This window comes from Streptomyces sp. DSM 40750, from assembly GCF_024612035.1.
GTDB lineage: Bacteria > Actinomycetota > Actinomycetes > Streptomycetales > Streptomycetaceae > Streptomyces.
The window spans coordinates 9272669-9294223 of the sequence record NZ_CP102513.1 but is presented as its reverse complement, the minus strand read 5'-3'; the positions used below and the strand labels follow the sequence as shown (position 1 = coordinate 9294223).

The following is a 21555-nucleotide window of genomic DNA, read 5'->3' as shown; positions in this document are numbered from 1 at the left end:
ACTCGTCACGCCCTGTGATGCGGCGTCTCGGGGTCGATACCCGACGGGGGCGGCGCCCCGGCAGCCGTACCCGGCACCGGTCCGCCCGCGGCCCCGGTCCCACCACCGGGCGCGACGGGCGGCACCGGCGGATAACCGGCCGGCCCCATCCCACCCGGGGGCATCCCCGGCGCCGTACCACCGACGACCCGGTCACGACCCGCCGCGAGCTCTCCCTCGCGCTCGGCCGTCGGCCGGGACGCCGAAGGACGCGCCGCGCCCCTCAGCACATACGCCACCACCCCGAGCACAACGGCCGTGATCAGCGCGGCCGCCCAGTCGGGCAGGCCCAGCGAGAGCGCCAGGCCGAGGGCCAGGGCCAGGGCGGCACCCGCGTACAGGGCGACCGCACCGGACGCGGCGTACAGCGCGGCCTTACGCCGCTGCTTACGGGTCTGCTGCCGCAGCTCGTCCCGTACGGTCTCGCGCGCCACCAGCGCCAGCTCGTCGACCAGGTGCTTGTCCAGATGTTCCAGATGATCCAAGCGGTCCATGCCGCCCGAGTACCCGGGCCGGTGCCCACGTAACGGCGTATCCAGGGGACCGGAGGACGGGAAACGGGTGACGGCGGACCGCGGACCGCAGACCGCAGACCGCAGACCGCAGACGGTGACGGCGGACGGCGGACGGCGGACGGCGGACGGGTGATCGATCATCGAGCCAATCCGGTCCAACCGTCCGAAACGATCTCCCTTTCCCGGTCGGCCCCAACTAGGCTTTTCCGCATGGAGATTCTCGGCACCACGCTCCGCATCTGCGTCGACGACCTGGAAGCCGCGGTCCCGTTCTACGAGAGACTCTCGGGCGGACCGGCGATGCGCTTCGAACGCGGCGGCGTCCAGGTCGCCGCCGTCGGCTGTTTCCTCCTGATGACCGGCCCGGAGTCCGAGTTGGAGGTCCTGCGCAAGGTCACCGCCACCATCGCGGTCGAGGACGTCGACGAGGCCCACCAGGTCCTCACCGACTCGGGCGCCCACGTGCTGGCGGGACCGATCCCCACCCCCGTCGGCCGCAACCTCATCGCGGTCCACCCCGACGGCTCGGTCTACGAATACGCGGACCGCCGAACCGTGGGGTAGCTCCCGGCCCGGAACACCTTCACGTCCCTCGGCTGGTTCGGACGGCTCACGCCCCGGACTCCCGGCGCTTCATCTCGGCGGTGACGGCCCACCGCTGATGGTCCCGCCAGGCCCCGTCGATGAACAGGAAGTCCGGCGAGAACCCCTCCAGCCGGAATCCGCACCGCCGGGCCAGAGCGATGGAGGCGGCATTCCCCGGCTGCACATTGATCTCCAGCCGGTGCAGCCCCATCGGTCCGAACGCGTACTCGACGACCAGCCCGAGCGCCTCTCCCATCAGCCCCCGCCCGGCGGCATGCGCGAACGCCCCGTACCCGAGGGCACCGCACTGGAAGCCGCCCTCCACGATGTTGTTGATGTTGATGAACCCGGCGATCCCCCCGCCGTCCTTCTCGCACACCAGGAACCCGGCCTTCGTCGGATCCCCGATGAGCCGCCCCGCGTAGGCGGCGTACGCGGCGGCCGTGGTCGGCGGAAACAGCCACGGCTGGTGCAGAGCCTTGCTCTCCCGCGCCCGCGCGGTGAACTCGGCGCCGTCGTCGGGCGTGAAGTGCCGTATCCCCACACGGGGGCCTTCGGCGAGGTAACTGACGTTCTCGGACACCTCGCCACGGTACGTCGGCGCGGACGTCACCGGCGCCGTCTCATGAAGTACGCTCCGCACACCGCCCCGATCAGGGCCGTCCCCAGCAGCGCCATCCACAGGGGCATGCTGACCTCGGAGACCAGCAGTGTGACCTCGGTCTTCTGGGTGTTCTGGAAGACGAAGACGAGCGCGAGCGCCGCGAGCACACCCACGACGACCCTGCCGGGCGTCAGCAGATCACCCCATCGCTTCCGGCTGTGCGTCCCGACTCGTTCCGATGTCTTCGGGCTCATACCTCCAGGATGACGCGCGCGGGCGGGACGCGCCCGGTGGGAGCTTCTCACCCGCTCCTGGCTGTCAGGTCAGCGCCGGCTCGTCCAGCGTCAGCGTCCCCGCTTCCGTGTCCAGCTCCGCCATCACCCCGAACGGGATCGTCAGCGCGCCGTCACCGTGGCCGAAGCCGAACTCCTCCACCACCGGCACCCCGAGCCCGCCGAGCCGGTCGACGAGCAGTCCCCGCACCTTCTCGTACGGCTCGCACTGGGCCCAGGAGCCGAGCAGCACGCCGGCGACACCGTCGAGCCAGCCCGCGCGGAGGAGTTGGGTGAGGTAGCGGTCGAGGCGGTAGGTCTCCTCGCCGACGTCCTCCAGGCAGAGGAGGGCACCTCGGGCGGAGGGGCGGGCGTGGGGGTTGCCGAGTTCGGCGGCGAGGAGGCAGAGACAGCCACCGAGGAGGACACCGCGGGCACGCCCGGGCAGGAGCGGGGCACTCCCTTCGACGGCCTTGATCGTGCGTACCGTCTCCGGGGCGAAGAGAGTCGCCCGCAGGTGCTCCTGAGCCCGCGTGTTCTTGAGGAAGTCGACGCCCGCGGCCATGGGGCCGTGCAGGGTGACCAGTCCGGCGCGGGTGGCGAACGCCTCGTGCAGTGCCGTGATGTCGCTGAAGCCGACGAGGATCTTGGGGCCCGCCGCTCGTATCGCGTCCCAGTCGAGCAGGTCGGCCATCCGCTGCACGCCGTAGCCGCCTCGGGCGCAGAGCACGGCGGACACGGACGGCTCGCACCAGGCGGCCTGGAAGTCGGCGGCGCGGTCGGCGTCCGTGCCCGCGAGGTAATCGAACTCCGGGTGCCGGTCCAGCGTGTGGGGTGCGACGACAGGGTCGAGGTCCCAGCCCCGCAGGATGTCCAGCCCGGCACTGAGCCGCTCCTCCGGCACCGGCCCGCTGGGGGCGACCACCGCCACGCGGGCGCCGGGGGCGAGACGGGCGGGCCTGGTCAGCGGCGAGACGGCGTGGACCGGGAGGGCCGGGCGGTTCGGGGCGGGTGTCGTCACTTGGCGAGCTCCAGAGTAGGGATTCCCGATGGATTCAACCCGAAGACCTGCGCGTACAGCGAAAGCTCTGCCTCCAGGACCCGCACCATCGTCTCCGCCCGCCGGAATCCGTGCCCCTCGCCCTCGAACGCGATGTACGCGTGCGGCACCCGCCGCCCCTCCAGGCCGGCGAGGAACCGCTCGCACTGCACGGGCGGGCAGATCACGTCGTCAAGACCCTGGAGCAGCAGGAAGGGCGCGGTGATCCGGTCGGCGTGCTCGGTGGGCGACCGCTCCGCGTACCGCATGGGCTCCTCGGCCAGCGGTCCGACCAGGCTCTCCAGGTACTGGGACTCGAAGTCGTGGGTTTCCCCCGAGCCCCAGTTCGTGAGGTCGAGGATGGGATACAGGATGGTTCCGCAGGCGTAGACGTCGGTCGTGGTGAGGGACGCGGCCGCCGTCCAGCCGCCTGCGCTGCCGCCCCGCACGGCGAGCCGGGTCCGGTCGGCGGTTCCCTCGTCGGCGAGGCCCAGCGCGACCGCCGCGCAGTCCTCGACATCGACGACACCCCACTGCTCGCGCAGCCGGTTGCGGTACTCCCGGCCGTAGCCGGTGGACCCCCCGTAGTTGACCTCGGCGACCCCGATGCCACGCGAGGTGAAGTAGGCGATCGCCAGGTCGAGGACCAGGGGCGCTCGGCTGGTGGGGCCCCCGTGGGCCCAGACGACGTAGGGCGGCAGCTCGGTGCCGGGCGCGACGCAGCCGGGATGGTGCGGCGGGTAGATGTGCGCGTGGATCTCGCGCCCCGCGGGGCCGAGGAAGCTGCGGATCTGCGGTTCGGGGTAGTAGGAGGGGTCCACCGGGTCGTCGTGCGCGGCCCCGATCACGCGGGCGTCGCCGGTGGCGGCGTCCAGCTCGACCACCTCGTACGCGCTGCGGGGGCCGGCCCCGATGCCGAGGACCCGGCTGCCGTGCACGGCGAGGGACGGGGCGAACTCGGTCCACGGTCCGGCCGCGTCGACGACCTGGCCGGTCTCGGTGTCGAGGAGGCCGAGCGAGGTGGCGCCCCGCCCGTGCAGCACGGCGGCGAGGCCCCCCTCCAGCAGCGCGAACCAGCGCCAGCCGACCTTCCACAACGGCCCGCCGAACTCCTCCTCCCGGGCGCAGAGAGCCGTACGGTCGTCGCCGTCGAGGCGGTACAGGTTCCAGTAGCCGGTGGTGTCGCTGGAATACACGAGCGTCCCGTCGGCGGCCCACTCGACCTGGGCGACGGACTCGTCCGGGCCGCCGCCGACGGTGCTGGGCGCGCCCAGCAGGCCGTCCTCGGTCACCTCGGCGACGAGCAGCGATGTGCCGTCCCAGGGCATGCGCGGATGTTCCCAGGCCAGCCACGCGGCGCGGCGGCCGTCGGGCGAGAGACGGGGGCCGGTGACGAACCGGTGGCTTCCGTCGGTGAGTTCACGCACGGCGTCCCGGTCCTCGGCCGCCGAGCCGTCCAGCGGCACCGCGGCGACGACCCGACGTACGTCGGTGGGCCCGTCCCCGGTGAACTCCTCCAGGACGCACCACACCTCGTCCCGCTCCGGGTGCGGCTGCGGGTCCACCCAGCGCAGTCCGCCGCCCACCGGCGACACCGGGGTGAGCGGGCGGGGCTCACCACCCGGCTCGTGGCGGTAGAGGCGCTGGTCGGCGAAGTTCGCGAAGACCACGAGGGGGCCGTCCTCCCGCATGACGCCGGCCCACGGATGACCCCCGTACTCCATGACCCGGCTGCGCACGTTCCACGGCGCCGGCAGCACCGACTCCTCGGTGCCGTCGGCCCGGCGCCGCACGAGGGTGCGGCGGCCGCCCTCGGTGGGCCGTGGCTCGGTCCACCACGGCTCGTCGCCGACGAAGCCCACGAACTCGGGATGCCCGTCGTGCGCGGCCGCGAGCGCCGCGTCGATCGGCGAGGGCCACGAACCGTACGCCAGGGTCTGCACCTTGTCCCCCATGTCCCTTGGTCCCCCGTGTCCCATCGCTCAGGCCTTCCGCAGGAAGCGGTCGAGTACGCGGACGCCGAAGTGGAGCGCCTCGACCGGGACGCGCTCGTCGACGCCGTGGAAGAGCGCCCCGTAGTCGAAGCCCTCGGGGAGCTTCAGCGGCGAGAAGCCGTAGCCGGTGATGCCGAGCCGCGAGAACTGCTTGGCGTCCGTACCGCCCGGCATGCAGTACGGCACCACGTGCCCCTCGGGCGCGAACTCCTCTACGGCGGCCCGCATCCGCGCGTACGTCACCGAGTCCACCGGCGCCTCGAGGGCCACCTCCCGGTGCTCGTACTCCCACTCCACATCGGGGCCGGTGAGCCGGTCGAGGGTCGCCCGGAACTCGTCCTCGCCGCCGGGCAGATACCGCCCGTCCACGTGGGCGACGGCCTCCCCCGGGATCACATTGATCTTGTAACCGGCTTCCAGCATGGTCGGGTTGGCACTGTTGCGCACGGTCGCCTCGACCAGGGCGGCGGCCGGACCGAGCTTGTCGAGCAACCGGTCGACGTCGTGGCGGTCGTCGAGGTCGGCCTCGATGCCGTACAGCGCGGCGAGTTCGGTGAGGGCCGCGCGGACGGTCGGGGTGAGCCGGACGGGCCACTCGTGCGCGCCGATCCGGGCGATCGCCCCCGCGAGGCGGGTCACCGCGTTGGCCCGGTTCACCTTGGAGCCGTGGCCTGCCCGGCCGCGCGCGGTGAGTTTCAGCCAGCCGGTGCCGCGCTCCCCTGCCGCGATCGGATAGATCTGCCGGCCGGCGCCGTCGTGGAAGGTGAACGCCCCCGACTCGCTGATGCCCTCGGTGCAGCCCTCGAAGAGGCCTGGGTGTTCGTCGGCGATGAACCCGGATCCGTCCTCGGCGCTCGCCTCCTCGTCGGCGGTGAACGCGATCACGATGTCCCTGCGGGGCCGTACGCCCGCGCGCGCCCAGTGCCGGACGACCGCGAGGATCATCGCGTCCATGTTCTTCATGTCGACCGCGCCCCGGCCCCAGACCACGCCGTCGCGGATCTCCCCGGAGAACGGGTGCACACTCCAGTCCTCCGCCCGCGCGGGCACCACGTCCAGATGACCGTGGACGAGCAGCGCGTCGGCCGACGGGTCGGTGCCCTCGATCCGCGCGACGACGTTCGTACGGCCCTCGGTGCGCTCAAGGAGCGTGGGCTCCAGGCCCGCCTCCGCCAGCAGCGCGGCGGCGTACTCGGCGGCCGGCCGCTCCCGGCAGTCCCCGCCGCCGCGGTTGGTGGTGTCGATGCGGATGAGGTCGGAGGTGAAACGGACGACCTCATCCAGTGCCTGCTGCTCCATGGGCTCCGCAGTCCTTTCGGGCGTTGCGGGCTCAGCCATATGTCTCCTCCACCGCGGCCGAGACGATCGTGGTGACCGCCTTGAAGGTACAGATTCCCTCGTACATGGTCGGGCTGGTGTACGCCACCTTGCGTTCACCGATACGTGCCACGCCCGGCACGACGGTCGCGGCCATCGCCAGGTGCTCGGCGTCGAACTCCAGCGCCACGGTGAACGGTCCGCCCCTGACCGGCTCGTGACGCACCGCGAGCGACGCGGCCTCCTTCGCCGCCGCGCGGATGTCGGCGGCCGTTCTCGCCGGCGTACGGCACACCGCCGCGTACCGCGACACATGGTCCTTGACCGCCACTTTGAGCGCCTCGGGCGCGTACCCCAGGGCGTCCTCGCAAGCCACGTCGTCGCCTGTCACCAGCACCACCGGTACCCCGTACTCGGCCACGACATGCGAATTCAGCAGTCCCTCGCTTGCCCGCTCGTCATTGACCCACACCCCGGTGATGGAGTTCGCGAGATACGTGTGGGCCAGGACCCCCTCCATCCCCGCGCCCGCGTGGTAGCCGACGAACGCGATGCCGTCCACGTCCCCGTGCTGCACGCCCTCCACCATGGACAGCGCCTTGTGCCGCCCGGTGAGCATCTGAGCGCGCTCGTCCAGCCGCTCCAGCAGCAGATTGCGCATCGTCCAGTGCGCCTCGTTGATCAGCACCTCGTCGGCACCACCGTCGAAGAACCCGAGCACGGCGGCGTTCACGTCCGAGGTGAACATCGAACGACACCGCTCCCACTGCGGCGTCCCCGGCAGCACGTCCGCCGGCCAGGTGACACCGGTGGCGCCCTCCATGTCGGCGCTGATGAGGATCTTCATGCCGCGTCACGTTACGCGCCGGGGAGGGAACCGGCTACGAGGCGCCGACGGGGACGCGAAGGCCGCGCGGTGGGCGGTGGGCGGTGGGCGGTGGGCGGTGGGCGGTGGGCGGTGGGGAGAGGTTCCCGGGCGCTGGGGCGACCAGGGGCGCTCTACGCCGTGCGCCCCGCCACGTACCACCTCGACGGCAGCTCGATGCGGGTGCCTTCGGCCGTGTACTCGGTGGTGATCAGCGGGAGTTCGCCGCCGGCGACGAGGGTGAGGCCGGCGGCGCGAAGGTACTCCGGGATCGCGGCGTCGGTGACCTCGCCCGGGGCGATGCCGTGACGGAAGATCGGGGCGAGCTTGGCAGGGGGGCCGGTGGGGCCCTGGGCGAGGCCCATGAGGAGGGGCTTCGCGGCCTCCGCGAGTTCGACGAGGCAGGCCCGGCCGCGCTCTCCCAGCAGCGTGGCGATGTTGTCGACGAGGCGTTGGCGGTCGTCGGGGTCGCACTGGTGGAGGACGCCGCGCAGGTAGACGTTGGCGTCGCCGAGGTCGGTGTGGAGGGCCTCGGCGTCCGCCTTGTCGGCCGCGTCGAGCGGACGGTACGTGGCCCGGCCGCCGGGGTCCGCGCGTCGGGCACGGTCGAGGGCGGCGGTGGAGAGGTCGGCGCCGAGCACACGGGGGAAGCGGTCGGACAGGAAGCGCGTCTGGGTGCCGTTGCCGCAGCCCAGGTCGACGAGGGGCAGTTCGGGGGCCGCCAAGTACGGCTCGAACAGGGCGAGATGGAGGGCTACGGTCCGTTCGGGTTCGGCGTCCCAGAAGACCGCTCCCGGTTCGTCGGGGGCCTCGCGCCAGAACCCCTCCCAGGCCTCCCTGTACCGATTCGTCACGCTCATGCCCAACCCCCCGGGATAGCCGGCCGGCCCGCCGCTCCGGCGGCCCAGAACGGTCTACCGCGCCCCGAACGCACAGACAAGCACCGCGCGCGCACTTTCACCTCTCATCCAGATCGCGCGCGCCCCAACGCGCCCCGCACGCCACCTGGCCTCCGGAAGACCACCGGCGCGGACCGGCCGAGACCGGCGAGAAGCAACGCTCGGCGGCACCGCGACAGGCCCCCGGGGTCGGCGCCGTAGCCAGTCCCCCGGCGCCTCAACGCCGCCGCGGCAGCGTCAGTTCGAACCACACCGTCTTGCCCGCGCCCGTCCGGCTGGTGCCCCACTCGCGTGCCAGGGTCGTGAGGACGCGCAGCCCGCGGCCGAACTCGTCGGTGGGGGCGGCGCTGAGCAGCGTCGGCAAGGTGGGGTCGTCGTCGTAGACCTCGCACTGCAGGGTGTCGCCGCGGACGAGGCGCAGTTCGATACGGCGGCCGCGGGCGTGGCGTATGGCGTTGGTGACGAGTTCGCCGACGAGGAGCGTGGTGGTGTCCGTGAGGGCGTCCAGGCCCCAGCCGTAGAGCTGTTCGCGGACGACGGCGCGGGCGCGGGCGACCTCGACCGGGTCGGGGGCGAGGCGCCACTCGGCGACGTCCTCGGGTTCGATGCCGTTGAGCCGGGCCATCAGCAGGGCCACGTCGTCCTTGCGGCCGCCGCGGCCCGTTTCCGAGAATGTCGCGGCGAGGGCGCGGATGATGGTGTCGCAGGCGTCGTCCATGGAGGCGGCCGGGTGGGCGGCGGTCTCGCAGAGGGTCGCGAGGCCCACGCCGATGTCCTCGCCGCGCACCTCCACGAGGCCGTCGGTGCACATCACGAGCCGGTCGCCGGGCTCCACGCGCACGCTTACCGCCTCGAACGGCACTCCGCCGACGCCGATGGGGGCGCCCGTGGGCAGGTCGAGGAGTTCGCTGCGGCCGTCCACCGCGCGGACCAGTACGGGTGGGATGTGACCGGCGTTGGCGATGTGCAGTTCGCTCGCGATGGGGTCGTAGACGGCGTACAGACAGGTCGCGAGGTAGTGCTCGCCGAGGCGCTGGGCGAGGTCGTCGAGGTTCCGCAGAAGCTGGGCGGGAGGCAGGTCGAGGGCGGCCATGGTCTGGACGGCCGTGCGTAACTGGCCCATCATCGCCGCCGAGTTGAGGCCGTGCCCCATGACGTCGCCGACGACGAGCGCGGTGCGGGCGCCGGGCAGTTTCACGGAGTCGAACCAGTCGCCGCCGACGCGTCCGAGCAGGGTGCCGGGCAGATAGCGGGTGGCGATGTCGCAGCCCGCCATGTGGGCCGCGATGGTGGGCAGCATGCTGTCCTGGAGCGTCTCGGCGACGTTCTCCTGGTATGTGTACATGCGCGCGTTGTCGAGGACGAGGCCCGCGCGGGCGGCGAGTTCGGCGCCCGTCACGCGGTCCATGTCGTTGAAGACCTCGCGCTCCGGGTGGCGCAGCAGGATCATGAAACCGAGCACCACGTTTCGGGCCTTCAGCGGCACGATCAGCATGGAGCGGTTGCTGATCAGCGGCCGGATGTCGCGCTTCTCGAACTGCGCGGCGATCGCGTGCCCCATCTGCTCGCTGATGCGCGGTACGAGGACGGGCTCGCCGGTGGTCATGCACTGGAAGAACGGCGTGTGCGCCGGGAACGGCATGGCCTCGCCGACCGGTACGACGTCGTCCCAGCGGCCCGGCTCGTCCGTGTGCTCCAGGGCCACCCGGTGCCACATGGTGGTCGTGTCGGGCACCCCTTCGGGGAAGCCCTCGCCGGCGACGACCTGTTCGCGCAGATAGGTGCCGGCGACGTCGGTGAAGCGCGGCACGACCGCCTTGCTGACCTCGACGATGGTCCGGGACAGGTCGAGTGAGGTGCCGATGCGTCCGCTGACCTCGTTGAGGAACTCCAGGCGCTCGCGTACGGCCGCGTGTTCGAGGTCCTCGCCCTCGTCCCGCACGTCCGCCGGGACCGGCAGCCCCTCGGCGACGGCGCGCGCGGCCCGTTCACGGCGCGCCCGCCGCTCCGCGCGCCGGGGCACGCCCCAGTCAGGGGTGACGGGCACCCGGTCGTTCTGGCTGAACTCCATCACCGGATAGCCCAGTTCGAGGACCTGGGCGACGATGCGGGCACTTTCGCCGACGCTCATGCTGGGCAGGATCTCGGGGAGTCTGCGGGCGAGTTCCTCGGCGCCGGGGAAGTCGGTGTGCAGGGCGAAGCCGGGCGCGATGCGTTCGACGGCCACGACGGCCTCATCGTCCCGCTGACGCAGTGCCTCGGCGTCGGCGGCCAGCACGAGGAGCCGCTCGGGGCCGGGGACGACCAGCGGATATGCCCACCACAACACGTCGACGCGGTCGCGGTCGCGGTCCCGGCCGGGCACGGTGATCCGGGCGCGGCCGGCCGCCGGGTAGGACAGCCGTCCGTCGAGGGAGGACTCCAGGTCGTGGCCGAGTGCGTCGTACGCGCCGTACGCCGCGTGGGGCGGGGTGTCGTCCGGGTCCGGGAGGGCGCCGGAGACGGGCAGCAGGTCGAGGGCGGGGCGGCCCACCGCGTCGTCCTTGGGTGTGCCGAAGAGCCGGCGTGCGCCGGTGCTCCAGTGCGACACGAGACCCTCGCGGTCCACGACGACCACGGCCAGCGGGACACGGCCGGCCGCGGTGTGCTCCGCCGTGCCGTCACCGGCTCCGTGGCCGGTGGTCGCGCCCGTGTCGGTGCCACGGTCCATGGCCAAGGCCCTTTCTCCCCACGGCTCGCAAGATCTGCGCCGCCCCCACTACCGTACGGCTGCGTAGCGTTGCGATGTGTGGCAATACGCGAATTGCTCCGTAGGAGCCTCCGGCGCACGCGCTGACCCTGCGGGCGGCGCACGATCACTCGCACGCCCCCGTATGGCCACCGGCCCGCCTTCTCGTGGCCGACGGCTCAGTCCGCGTACCCCAGTCGCAGGTCCCGTTCCGTCCTACCACCGCCGGCGACCTGGAGCACCGTCGCGACGGGGGGATATCCGGTGGCGATCAGCGTGTACCCGCCGGAGGGAAGGTCCACGAACCGGAACGTCCCGTCGATGCCGGTGGTGATCGTGTCGACGACGTTCCCGGCGGCGTCGAGGACGGTGACGCGGGCGTCCTCCACCGGTCGGCCGCCCCCGGTGCGGACCGTGCCGCGCAGGACGGCGCCCCCGGCGAGCTCGACGTCCTGGCGGGTCTCGCGGCCGGCCTGGACCGTGACGGGCAGCGCGGCCGGGCGGTAGGAGTCGGCGCGGGCGGCGAGGGTGTACTCCCCTGCGGCCAGTTCGGTGATGAGGTACTCGCCGGCTTCCCCGCTGCGCGTGGTCACGACGACCTCGCCGCGCACATCGGTGAGCGTGACGGTCGCGTCGCTGACGACCCGTCCGTCCGCCGTCCGTACGGCCCCGACCAGGCGCCCCGCGCCGCCGAGCACGATGTCGACCTCGACGGGGCGCTCGCCGACGGTGACGCTCACGGCCTGCGGCCGGTGACCGCCCGCGGCCGCGATCAGCACGTACGCCCCCGGCCCGGGCGTGGACAGCGTGTACCGCCCGTCCTCGCCGCTGCCGCCGCGCCCGGTCTGCCGGCCGGTGGCGTCGATGAGGGTGAGCGCGGCCCGGGGCACGACGGTGCCGTCGGGGTGCTGGACCGTGCCGCGGAGGGGGACCTCGGGGACGTACGTCGAGCGAAGCGAGCTGGGGGTCTCCCCGCCCGAAGGGTGGGGAAGCGCCTGCGGGATCCGGACGGCGGGCGTGGGCGTGGGCTCGGCGGGAACCTCGTCGAAGGACACCGGTGTTCTCTCCCTGAGGAAGCAGGCGACGAGGAGCCCGAGGACGAGCACCGGCGTGAGGTACAGGAAGATCCGCGGCATGGTCTCGGCGTAGGCCGACACGTGAGCGTCGCGCAGCGGGGCGGGCAGGGCGTGGACGAGCTCCGGGGTGAGGGAGTCGGGGTCGGGGAGGACGGCACGCGCGCGTGTGGGCAGCCGGTCGGCGAGCCGGTCCAGGAAGAGCGCGCCGACGACCGCCACGCCCACGCAGCCGCCGATCTGCCGGAGGTAGTTGTTGGCGGCGGTGGCGGCGCCGACGTCGGAGGGGCGTACGGAGTTCTGCACGGCGAGGATCAGGACCGGCATCACCATGCCGATGCCGGCGCCGAGTACGGCCGTCCAGATGCCGAAGTGCAGCCGGGGCGTGTCGGTCTCCAGGCGGGACAGCAGCCAGCTGCCGAGGGCGGCCAGGGCGCTGCCGAGGACCGGGTACGTCCGGTAGCGCCCGGTGTGGCTGATGAGTTGGCCGCAGACGACGGACGCGCCGACGATGCCGGCCGTCATCGGCAGCATGAGCAGTCCGGACTCGGTGGCGGAGATCCCGCCGACCATCCGCAGCTGGGTCGGCAGGTAACTGGCGGCGCCGAAGAGGGCGATGCCGATGGCCGTCCCCACGAGCCCGGTCACGACGAAGACCGGGTCCTTGAACAGCCGCAGGGGGATGAGGGGTTGGGCCGCGAACCGCTCGGCGACGAGGAAGAGGACGGTCGCGGCGAGCGCGCCGGCGCCGAGGCCGAGGACCGTCCGTGAGTTCCACGCGTACGCGGTGCCGCCCCAACTGGCCAGCAGGACCAGGCAGGTCGACGCGACGGCGAGCAGGAGCGTCCCCAGCACATCGAGGCGGCCCTTGGTCGTGGGCTTCGGCAGTTTCAGCGCGAAGGTGACGACGGCCAGGGTGACGAGGCCGCAGGGCACGTTGACGTAGAAGCACCACCGCCAGGAGAGGTGGTCGGTGAGCCGGCCGCCGAGGAGCGGGCCCGCGACGGAGGCGAGGCCGAACGCGGCGCCGACCAGGCCCAGGTAGCGGCCGCGGTTCCGGGACGGCACGATGTCGGCGACGATCGCCTGCACACCGATCATGAGGCCGCCCGCGCCGACGCCCTGGAGCGCGCGGAACGCGATGAACTGGTCCATGGTCCGCGAGAAGCCGGCGAGCGCGGACCCGGCCACGAAGACCACGAGCGCGAACTGGAAGACGCCCTTGCGGCCGTAGAGGTCACCGAACCTGCCGTAGACCGGCAGTCCGACCGTGGCGGTGAGCAGATACGCCGTGATCGCCCAGGACATCCGGTCCCCACCGTGCAGCTCGCCGACGATCTCGGGGAGAGCCGTGGCTACGACCATCTGCTCCTGCGCGGCGAGGAGCAGGGCGAGCAGGAGAGCGGAGAAGACCAACCGGACGCGGCGCGGACCGGGTTGGGGAGGGCCGTCCGTCGGTGGCGGTGTCGCGGGTGTGGAGGTCGGTTCGTCCTTCGCCACTGTGACCGCGCCCATGCGTACCGCTCCCCTCGTCGCACTTACCGCACAATTCCCGCGTCAAGCGGCAACTGTCGGCAAGTGCGGCGAGTTACGGCATTCCGGGGAGCGCCACGGAGATCCACTCGAACCGGTGAGGGCGGCAACGGGCCCCGGATGATCGCCCGTTGGACCGGGCATCCTTCTCGTCCTCGCGGTTACTTCTCGACCTCCGCGGCGAGGTTGGCGAGCAGGGCGTCGTAGATCCTGCCGAGGCCCTTGGGGGCGAAGGTCTTCTCGAAGAAGCCGCCGATGCCACCGGCGCCCTGCCAGGTGGTGGTGACGACGACACGGGACTTGCCCTCGCCGGCCGGGGTGACCCGCCAGACGGTGACCATGGAGGAGTTGCGGTCCTTCTCGACCAGCTCGCCGTCGGAGGGCTCGGTGACCTCCAGGAGGCAGTCGCGGACGCGCTTGCTGGTGGCCTGGAGCTTCCAGTGGACGAGGCTGCCCTCGCCGTCGCCGCCCTCGCGCACCTCGTACTCGCTGAAGTGCTGGGGCAGCAGCTTCTCGCGCGCGCCGCTGTAGTCGGCCAGGGTGTCGAACACCGTCTCCGCGTCCGCCGCGACGACTCGTTCAGTGGTGGCCTCGACCTGTGCCATTGCACTTCCTCCAGCACTTGGTAACTCGGGGATGTGCGGAAAGCCAACCACCCCCCGGCCGGAGGGCCCAAATCGGGGTGCTCCAAGGGGCCGGGAGTGACAGGTCCGGGCGGCCCCCGGCGAAACCTCCACACGATGTTCGAAATCCAGTTCGCACGATCAAGGGAACATGTGTTCTATTCTGGGGCGCAGAGCAACCGAGGAGGCGTCCATGCGCTGGGACCATCTGGCCGAGAACCCCGCCACGGCCCGGGACGCCGCGCTGTTCGGCGCGGAAGCGGTGACGAGCCGGACCTTCGACACCCCGGAGTTCCGCGGCATGACCTTCCACGAGGTCCGGGCGAAAACGATCGTGAACCGGGTGCCGGGCGCCTCACGGATGCCGTTCGAGTGGACGGTGAACCCTTATCGGGGCTGCACGCACGCGTGCGTCTACTGCTTCGCCCGTAAGACCCACAGCTATCTGGACCTCGACACGGGTCTCGACTTCGACTCGCAGATCGTGGTGAAGATCAACGCGCCCGAACTGCTGCGCCGCCAACTGGCCTCGCCACGCTGGCACGGCGAACACATCGCGATGGGCACCAACGTGGACTGCTACCAGCGCGCGGAGGGCCGCTACCGCCTGATGCCGGGCATCATCACGGCCCTGCGCGACCACGCGAACCCCTTCTCGATCCTGACCAAGGGCACGCTGATCCTGCGCGACCTGGACCTGATCCGGCAGGCCGCCGAGGTCACCGAGGTCGGCATCTCGGTCTCCGTCGGCTTCACCGACCACGAACTGTGGCGCACGGTGGAGCCGGGCACGCCCGCCCCGGAGCGCCGGCTGGACGTCGTGCGCGCCTTCACCGGCGCCGGCATCGACTGCGGGGTGCTGATGGCTCCCGTGCTCCCCTTCCTCAGCGACCACCCGGACCGGCTGCGCGCCACCGTACGGGCCATCGCGACCTCCGGTGCCACCTCCGTGACCCCGCTGGTGCTGCATCTGCGGCCCGGCGCGCGCGAGTGGTACATGGCCTGGCTGGAGCGCCATCACCCCGGTCTCGTACGGCGTTACGAGCGGCTGTACGCGGAGGGCGCGTACGCGCCGAAGTGGTATCAGCGGCAGATCACCCGTCAGGTCCACGAACTGGCCCAGGAGTACGGGATGGGTCCCCGGCGCGCGGAACTGCCGAGGCGCGTACCGGCTCGTGAGCCGGCCGCGCCGGAGACGGTCCCGGCCATGGAACCGACCCAGCTGACCCTTCTCTGACACCTCCTTGGTCATCCGGGCGCTTCTCCCGCCCCGAACGGGTCAAGTCTGGGCAGAACGAGTTCCTTCGAGGGGGCGGTCCGGGACGATGCGACGAAGGCCGTGGCGTGCACGGCTCGAAATCCTCCGTCCTGGGAGGCCTGACGATGAAGAAACGCGCAGCCGCTCTGTGCGGTGCCGCCGCCGTGTTGGCCGGGATGGTCACGGCGGTCCCGGCCGACGCGAGCGGCGGCTCCGCCTCCGCGCCGGTGGCGAAACCCGCTTGGAAGAAGTGCGCCACCAGTGACTATCCGACGCTCCAGTGCGCCTCCCTGAAGGTGCCGCTGGACCACCGCGAGCCGAACGGCCGGAAGATCACCCTCGCTCTCTCCCGCGTCCCGCACACCGCGAAGAAGTACCAGGGGCCCCTGCTGGTCAACCCGGGCGGCCCCGGCGGCAGCGGCCTCACACTGGCCGGATTCGTCGCGTCCTCGCTGCCGAAGAAGGTGGCGGCGCAGTACGACGTCATCGGCTTCGATCCGCGCGGCGTCGGCGCCAGCAGGCCCGCACTGGACTGCGAACCGGACCACTTCTCACCGGTGCGCCCCGACTCCCTGCCGACCAGCCCGAAGATCGAGCAGGCCAACCTCAAGCGGGTCAAGTCCTTCGCCAGGGCCTGCGCCACGAAGTACGCGGACGTGCTGCCGCACATCCACACGATCAGCGCGGTCAAGGACATGGACGCCATCCGCACCGCCCTCGGCGCCAAGAAGATCAACTACTTCGGGTACTCGTACGGCACCTATCTGGGCGCCGTGTACGCCAAGCTCTTCCCGAACCGCGTACGGCGTGCGGTGCTGGACTCCGTCGTCGACCCCACGGGGGTCTGGTACGAGGACAACCTCCAGCAGGACCAGGCGTTCGACGACCGCCACCGGGCCCTGATGGCCTGGATCGCCAAGAACAACAAGACGTACAGGCTCGGCACCGATCCGGAGAAGATCGAGGCCAAGTGGTACGCGATGCGGTCGGCGCTGGCCAAGAAGCCCGCGGACGGCACGGTGGGCGCCTCCGAGCTGGAGGACACGTTCATGCCCGGCGGCTACTACAACGGCTACTGGCCCTACCTCGCCGAGGCGTTCGCGGCCTTCGTGAACAAGAAGAACGACGATCCGCTGGTCGAGGTGTACGAGAACTTCGGCGCCGGCGACGCGGCCGGCGACAACGGCTACAGCGTCTACGCCTCGGTGCAGTGCCGGGACGCGCGCTGGCCGCGCGACTGGGACGAGTGGCGTGACGACAACCGGGCGGTGCACGAGAAGGCGCCGTTCATGACCTGGAACAACGCCTGGTACAACGCGCCGTGCGCCTTCTGGCCCACGAAGTCGCTGAAGCCCGTGGACATCACCAACACCGCGCTGCCGCCGGTCCTGATCTTCCAGGCGACGGATGACGCGGCCACCCCGTACGAGGGCGCAGTCGTCACCCACCATCTGCTGCGCGGCTCCAGCCTGGTCGTCGAGCAGGGCGGCGGGAACCACGGCATCACGCTGGGCGACAACACCTGCCTGGACAGACACCTGGCGGCGTATCTGACCGACGGCACCGTGCCCCGCGGCGGCGGCGAGGCCGACGCCGTCTGCGAGAAGCTCCCCGACCCCAAGCCCCTGAGCACCAAGTCCGCGTCCCCCTCCTCGCGAGGCTCGACGCTGCACGGCCTGCTGGGCTTCCGCGGCTGAGCCCGGACCGTGGGAGTCCCGCCGAAAACGACGGGACTCCCACGGCCACCCCCACCTAGGGTGCCGCCATGAACGGCACCCTCCACGACCTCCACGTCCGTGAGATGACCCTGTCCGACTGCCGTCCCGTGGCGGAAATACGCGTGGGAGGCTGGCAGACCGCCTACGCCGGGCTCGTCCCGCAGCCGTACCTCGACGCCATGGACGTGGCGGAGGACACCGAGAGACGGCGCGAGCTGCTTCTGAAGCCCGGCAACCCCGTGGTGAGTCTGGTCGCCGAGCGAGCGGGCCAGGTCATCGGCTGGGCGGCGTTCGGCCCGTACCGCGACGGTGAAACGCGCACCCCGGACGCCGAGTTGTACGCGCTCTACGTACGACCGGGCCACTTCGGGGCGGGAGTCGGCACCGCGCTCCTGCGGACGTCGATCGAGCGCTGCGCGACCGTCGGCCACGACCGCGTGCTCCTGTGGGTGCTGAAGGAGAACACCCGGGCCCGCCGCTTCTACGAACATCACGGCTTCACCGCGGACGGCACCGAAGAGCCCTTCGATGTGTACGGGGTCGAGGTGCCCGAGGTCCGCTACGTACGACGCGCCTGAGGGGCGCGGGGCTGCATCCGATATGCGGCTCCGCCGCGTGGGCGCGACCAGCCCCCCAGCGCGCCGCGGATTTCAACGCTGCTCAGGGATGCGCGCCAGCGCACGCACCGCCGCCTCCGCGAGCGTCGGATGCGCCAGCGCCTCGTCAAGTACGGTCCTGGCCCGGGCGTCCCCCAGAGCACCCAGTCCCTCCACGCACGCGAGCGCCACCCGACGGTAGGGATCGTGCGGTCTCAGGCGGCGCTGGAGCGTGGTGATCAGTGCCGGGACGGACTCCGGGGCGCGGAGCTCGACGAGCAGGCGTACGGGGTGGAGGGCGTAGGCGACGCGGAGTTCGTTGGTCGCGAGGGCGGCCGCCGCGCGGGCGGTGCGCGGGTCCCCGAGCCGGGCCAGCGCGTACGCGGCCGAGGCGCACCGCGGCGGATCCCGATGATTGAGCAACAGGACAAGTGACTCGAACGCCCGCCGGTCTCCCGCGACGCCCAACCGGAACGCCGCCAACTCCCGCGCCCACAACGGCTGTCCCGGCTCGGTCAGCACGGCGGCCAGCTCGTCCGTGGACTCGGTCGTGATGAGCCGCTCGTATCCCGCCGCGCCCCCCGACTCGCTCCGCACACGCTCCGTGAGTGATCGCAACTCCACGTCCATACGACCGAGCGTACGGGCGCGAACGCCCTTCGGGGACGTACATCACAAACACGAGGGCTGGCGCGCTCGTTACCCACCGGTTAAGCTCAGACGAGCGAGATACCCACTCGTGTTCGCTCGCGACGGTTTGGTGACGCAGCCGTTGTGAGCACAGTCGGTTCGGTACCTGGAGTACCAGTACGGCTCGGCCTCGGGACAGGGCCGGTCGGTTCAGCCGTTCCCCCTGGGCGTGTGCACGCCCGCGGCGACGGCACCGGGCGTGTGCGTTCATCAGCCCGGCACCACCAACACCCGCACTCCACGCGCCGGTTGCGCGCTCTTCGCGCCACCGCGGCGCTTCCCTCAGTCGTCACCCTCATCTGGAGTCCCGCGATGGCCACTCCCCTTTCCGACTCGTCGCTGTCCCCCCAGTCCCCCTTCAAGACGATCGCCGTGGTCGGTCTCGGCACCATGGGCACCGGTATCGCCGAGGTGCTGGCCCGGGCCGGCCGCGAGGTCGTCGGCATCGACATCAGCGAGGCGGCCGCCGCCCGCGCCGTCGCCGCACTGGAGGCCGCCACCGAGCGTGCCGTGGGGCGGGGCCGGATCACCGAACAGGAGCGCGGCGACGTCCTCGCCCGCTTCCGCACCTTCACCGATCTGCAGGCCGCGGCCGACGCCGACCTGGTGATCGAGGTCGTTCCGGAGTCGTACGAGATCAAGCAGCAGCTCTTCCGTGAGCTGGACGCGATCGTGCGTCCGGAGGCCGTCCTCGCCACCGGCACCAACGCCCTGTCGGTGACGCGCCTGGCCGCCGAGTCGGCGCGTCCGGAGCGGGTGCTCGGGCTGCACTTCTTCAACCCGGCGCCCGCGATGAAGCTGGTCGAGGTCGTCTCCTCGGTGCTGACCGCGCCGCAGGCGGTCGCCGCGGTCACGGATCTCGCCCTCGACCTGGGCAAGGAGCCCGTCGCGGTCGGCGACCGGCCCGGTTTCGTCGCCGACGGGCTGCTGTTCGGCTACCTCAACCAGGCCGCCGCGATGTACGAGGCCAAGTACGCCTCCCGCGAGGACATCGACGCGGCGATGCGGCTCGGCTGCGGCCTCCCGATGGGCCCGCTGGCGCTGCTGGACCTGATCGGCGTCGACACCGCCCGCACGGTCCTGGAGGCCATGTACACGGCCTCTCACGACCGGCTGCACGCGCCGGCGCCGATCCTCAAGCAGCTCAGCGAGGCGGGCCTGACCGGCCGCAAGTCGGGGCGCGGCTTCTACTCCTACGAGGCCCCGGGCTCCGCCACGGTCGTGCGGGACGCGCTGACGCCGCTGGAGGGGGCCGCCACGGTTCCCGGCCGTACCGTCCGCTCGGTGGGTGTCGCGGGCTCCGGGACCATGGCGTCCGGGATCGCCGAGGTGTTCGCGAAGGCCGGGTACGAGGTCGTGCTGGCCGCCCGCAGCGAGGAGAAGGCGCAGGCCGCGAAGGCCCGCATCGGCAAGTCGCTCGCGCGTTCCGCGGACAAGGGGCGGATGACGGTCGAGGCCGCCGCCGAGACGCTGGACCGGATCACGCCCGCGGGCTCGTACGACGCGTTCGCGGATGTCGATCTGGCGCTGGAGGCCGTGGCCGAGGACCTGGAGGTCAAGCGGCAGCTGTTCGCGACCTTCGACAAGGTCTGCAAGCCGGGCGCGATCCTCGCCACCACCACCTCGTCGCTGCCCGTCGTGGCCTGCGCCCGCGCCACCTCGCGCCCGCAGGACGTGATCGGGATGCACTTCTTCAACCCGGCACCGGCGATGAAGCTGGTCGAGGTGGTCCGCACGGTCCTGACCGCCGAGGACGTGCACGCGACCGTGCGCGACCTGTGCACCAAGGTCCGCAAGCACCCCGTGGACTGCGGCGACCGCGCCGGTTTCATCGTGAACGCGCTGCTGTTCCCGTACCTGAACAACGCGATCAAGATGGTCCAGGAGCACTACGCGACGCTGGACGACATCGACGCGGCCATGAAGCTGGGCGGCGGCTACCCGATGGGTCCGTTCGAACTGCTGGACGTGGTCGGGCTGGATGTCTCGCTGGCCATCGAGAAGGTCCTGCACCGCGAGTTCCGCGACCCGGGGCTGGCCCCGGCGCCGCTACTGGAGCACCTGGTGGCCGCGGGCTGCCTCGGCCGCAAGACCGGCCGTGGCTTCCGCGAATATGCCAAGCGCTGAGCGTCCGGGCGACCGGTTCACGGCGGGCAAGGACTGGGGCGGGCTGCTCGGTCCGGGCAGCCGTCCCCCGCCGGCCCGCTCCGCCGCTCCCCCGCCCGCCCACCTGGCCACTCCCCCGTCCGAGCGGGGCGGGGGGATGGCCGGACGTGCGCACTCTCCTGCACGGATGCAGTACGTTCGGGGCATGTCCCAGCCCGCCAAGTCCTCACGTACACCAGCTGCGCCCGACGCTCCGGAGAGTGCCGCGGGCAGTCGCGCCGCCGCCCAACGCCTCAAGATGCGCCGGGAACTGGCGGCCGCGGCCATGGAGCTGTTCTCGACCAAGGGGTACGAGGCGACCACCGTCGACGAGATCGCGGCGGCGGCCGGGGTCGCCCGCCGCACCTTCTTCCGCCACTTCCGCTCCAAGGAAGAGGCGATCTTCCCGGACCACGACGACACCCTGATCCGAGCCGAGGCGGTGCTCAACGCGGCACCCCAGCACGAGCACCCGCTCGACACGGTGTGCCGCGGCATCAAGGAAGTCATGAAGATGTACGCGGCCCGGCCGGAGATCTCGGTCGCCCGCTACAAGCTGACCCGTGAGGTCCCCACCCTGCGGGAGGCGGAGATCGCCTCCGTGGCCCGCTACGAGCGCCTCTTCACCCGCTATCTGCTGGGCCACTTCGACGAGCACGCCCATCACGACGACGGCAACGACGACCCGCTGCTCGCCGAGGTGGCCGCGTCGGCGGTCGTCACCGCGCACAACCACGTGCTGCGGCGGTGGCTCAGATCCGGCGGCCAGGGCGATGTCGAGACGCAGCTCGACCACGCCTTCGCCATCGTCCACAAGACGTTCGGCACGGGCATCGGCGCGGGCCGCGCCATGGCCCCGGAGCCGGTCGCCGCGACGGCCTCCACGCACGGCGAGGTCCTGGTGACGGTCGCCCGCACGGACGCGCCCCTCGACGAGGTCATGCGGACCATCGAAGAGGCACTCCGGGATCGCTGAGGCCCTGGCCAAACCGCGATTTACTCATCGGTAACTGTGAGAACGGCCACCCCATCGGGTGGCCGTTTTGGCATGTCATGCACCTT

Annotated in this window: 18 protein-coding genes; 6 read left to right on the top strand and 12 right to left on the bottom strand. The window is 71.8% G+C overall.

Features of this window, described 5'->3' with window-relative positions:
- Positions 1-5 precede the first annotated feature (5 nt).
- Positions 6-533 (bottom strand): phage holin family protein, encoded by a 528-nt coding sequence (locus JIX55_RS40710; protein WP_257568218.1) that lies wholly within the window; start codon positions 531-533, stop codon positions 6-8.
- Positions 534-764: 231 nt separating this feature from the next.
- On the opposite strand from JIX55_RS40710, the gene JIX55_RS40705 reads away from it, so the two are divergent.
- Positions 765-1118 carry a VOC family protein gene (locus JIX55_RS40705; protein WP_257568217.1) on the top strand — a complete coding sequence of 118 codons (354 nt, stop codon included), beginning with the start codon at positions 765-767 and terminating at the stop codon, positions 1116-1118.
- A 46-nt stretch (positions 1119-1164) separates the two neighbouring features.
- Here JIX55_RS40705 and JIX55_RS40700 read toward each other — a convergent pair whose 3' ends face one another.
- The 10 genes from JIX55_RS40700 to JIX55_RS40655 all read right to left on the bottom strand — a co-directional run bounded on the left by JIX55_RS40700 (position 1165) and on the right by JIX55_RS40655 (position 14068).
- Complete coding sequence (locus JIX55_RS40700) at positions 1165-1722, bottom strand: GNAT family N-acetyltransferase (RefSeq protein WP_257568216.1); 558 nt, start codon at positions 1720-1722, stop codon at positions 1165-1167.
- A 26-nt stretch (positions 1723-1748) separates the two neighbouring features.
- Complete coding sequence (locus JIX55_RS40695) at positions 1749-1997, bottom strand: LapA family protein (protein ID WP_257568215.1); 249 nt, start codon at positions 1995-1997, stop codon at positions 1749-1751.
- A gap of 64 nt (positions 1998-2061) precedes the next feature.
- A complete protein-coding gene (locus tag JIX55_RS40690; RefSeq protein ID WP_443046647.1) occupies positions 2062-3036 on the bottom strand; it encodes a S66 peptidase family protein in 975 nt (324 codons plus the stop codon).
- Entirely contained in the window at positions 3033-5009 is a 1977-nt protein-coding gene (locus JIX55_RS40685) for an LpqB family beta-propeller domain-containing protein (RefSeq protein ID WP_257568214.1), read from the bottom strand. The genes JIX55_RS40690 and JIX55_RS40685 overlap by 4 nt, the downstream gene beginning before the upstream one ends.
- A 27-nt stretch (positions 5010-5036) precedes the next feature.
- Positions 5037-6347: a M20/M25/M40 family metallo-hydrolase gene (locus JIX55_RS40680; RefSeq protein ID WP_257568213.1), complete on the bottom strand. Its 1311-nt coding sequence runs from the start codon at positions 6345-6347 to the stop codon at positions 5037-5039.
- A 31-nt stretch (positions 6348-6378) separates the two neighbouring features.
- Positions 6379-7212 (bottom strand): M55 family metallopeptidase, encoded by an 834-nt coding sequence (locus tag JIX55_RS40675; RefSeq protein WP_257568212.1) that lies wholly within the window; start codon positions 7210-7212, stop codon positions 6379-6381.
- Positions 7213-7364: 152 nt separating this feature from the next.
- A complete protein-coding gene (locus tag JIX55_RS40670) occupies positions 7365-8090 on the bottom strand; it encodes a class I SAM-dependent methyltransferase (RefSeq protein WP_257568211.1) in 726 nt (241 codons plus the stop codon).
- A 256-nt stretch (positions 8091-8346) separates the two neighbouring features.
- On the bottom strand, positions 8347-10839 hold the full coding sequence (locus JIX55_RS40665) for a SpoIIE family protein phosphatase (protein ID WP_257568210.1): 2493 nt from the start codon (positions 10837-10839) through the stop codon (positions 8347-8349).
- Positions 10840-11036: 197 nt separating this feature from the next.
- Entirely contained in the window at positions 11037-13445 is a 2409-nt protein-coding gene (locus JIX55_RS40660) for an MFS transporter (protein ID WP_257568209.1), read from the bottom strand.
- Between the two features lie 179 nt (positions 13446-13624).
- Positions 13625-14068: an SRPBCC family protein gene (locus tag JIX55_RS40655; RefSeq protein WP_257568208.1), complete on the bottom strand. Its 444-nt coding sequence runs from the start codon at positions 14066-14068 to the stop codon at positions 13625-13627.
- Between the two features lie 211 nt (positions 14069-14279).
- Between JIX55_RS40655 and JIX55_RS40650 the strand changes: the two genes are divergently transcribed.
- The 3 genes from JIX55_RS40650 (at position 14280) to JIX55_RS40640 (ending at position 17640) form a co-directional block, all read left to right on the top strand.
- Positions 14280-15323 carry an Rv2578c family radical SAM protein gene (locus tag JIX55_RS40650; protein WP_257568207.1) on the top strand — a complete coding sequence of 348 codons (1044 nt, stop codon included), beginning with the start codon at positions 14280-14282 and terminating at the stop codon, positions 15321-15323.
- 146 nt (positions 15324-15469) lie between these two features.
- A complete protein-coding gene (locus JIX55_RS40645) occupies positions 15470-17041 on the top strand; it encodes an alpha/beta hydrolase (protein WP_257568206.1) in 1572 nt (523 codons plus the stop codon).
- A 68-nt stretch (positions 17042-17109) separates the two neighbouring features.
- Complete coding sequence (locus tag JIX55_RS40640; RefSeq protein ID WP_257568205.1) at positions 17110-17640, top strand: GNAT family N-acetyltransferase; 531 nt, start codon at positions 17110-17112, stop codon at positions 17638-17640.
- Between the two features lie 72 nt (positions 17641-17712).
- On the opposite strand, the gene JIX55_RS40635 is transcribed toward JIX55_RS40640, so the two are convergent.
- A complete protein-coding gene (locus JIX55_RS40635) occupies positions 17713-18288 on the bottom strand; it encodes an adenylosuccinate lyase (protein WP_257568204.1) in 576 nt (191 codons plus the stop codon).
- Positions 18289-18660: 372 nt separating this feature from the next.
- On the opposite strand from JIX55_RS40635, the gene JIX55_RS40630 reads away from it, so the two are divergent.
- Positions 18661-20475 (top strand): 3-hydroxyacyl-CoA dehydrogenase family protein, encoded by a 1815-nt coding sequence (locus JIX55_RS40630; RefSeq protein WP_257568203.1) that lies wholly within the window; start codon positions 18661-18663, stop codon positions 20473-20475.
- Between the two features lie 184 nt (positions 20476-20659).
- On the top strand, positions 20660-21469 hold the full coding sequence (locus JIX55_RS40625; protein WP_257568202.1) for a TetR family transcriptional regulator: 810 nt from the start codon (positions 20660-20662) through the stop codon (positions 21467-21469).
- Positions 21470-21555 lie beyond the last annotated feature (86 nt).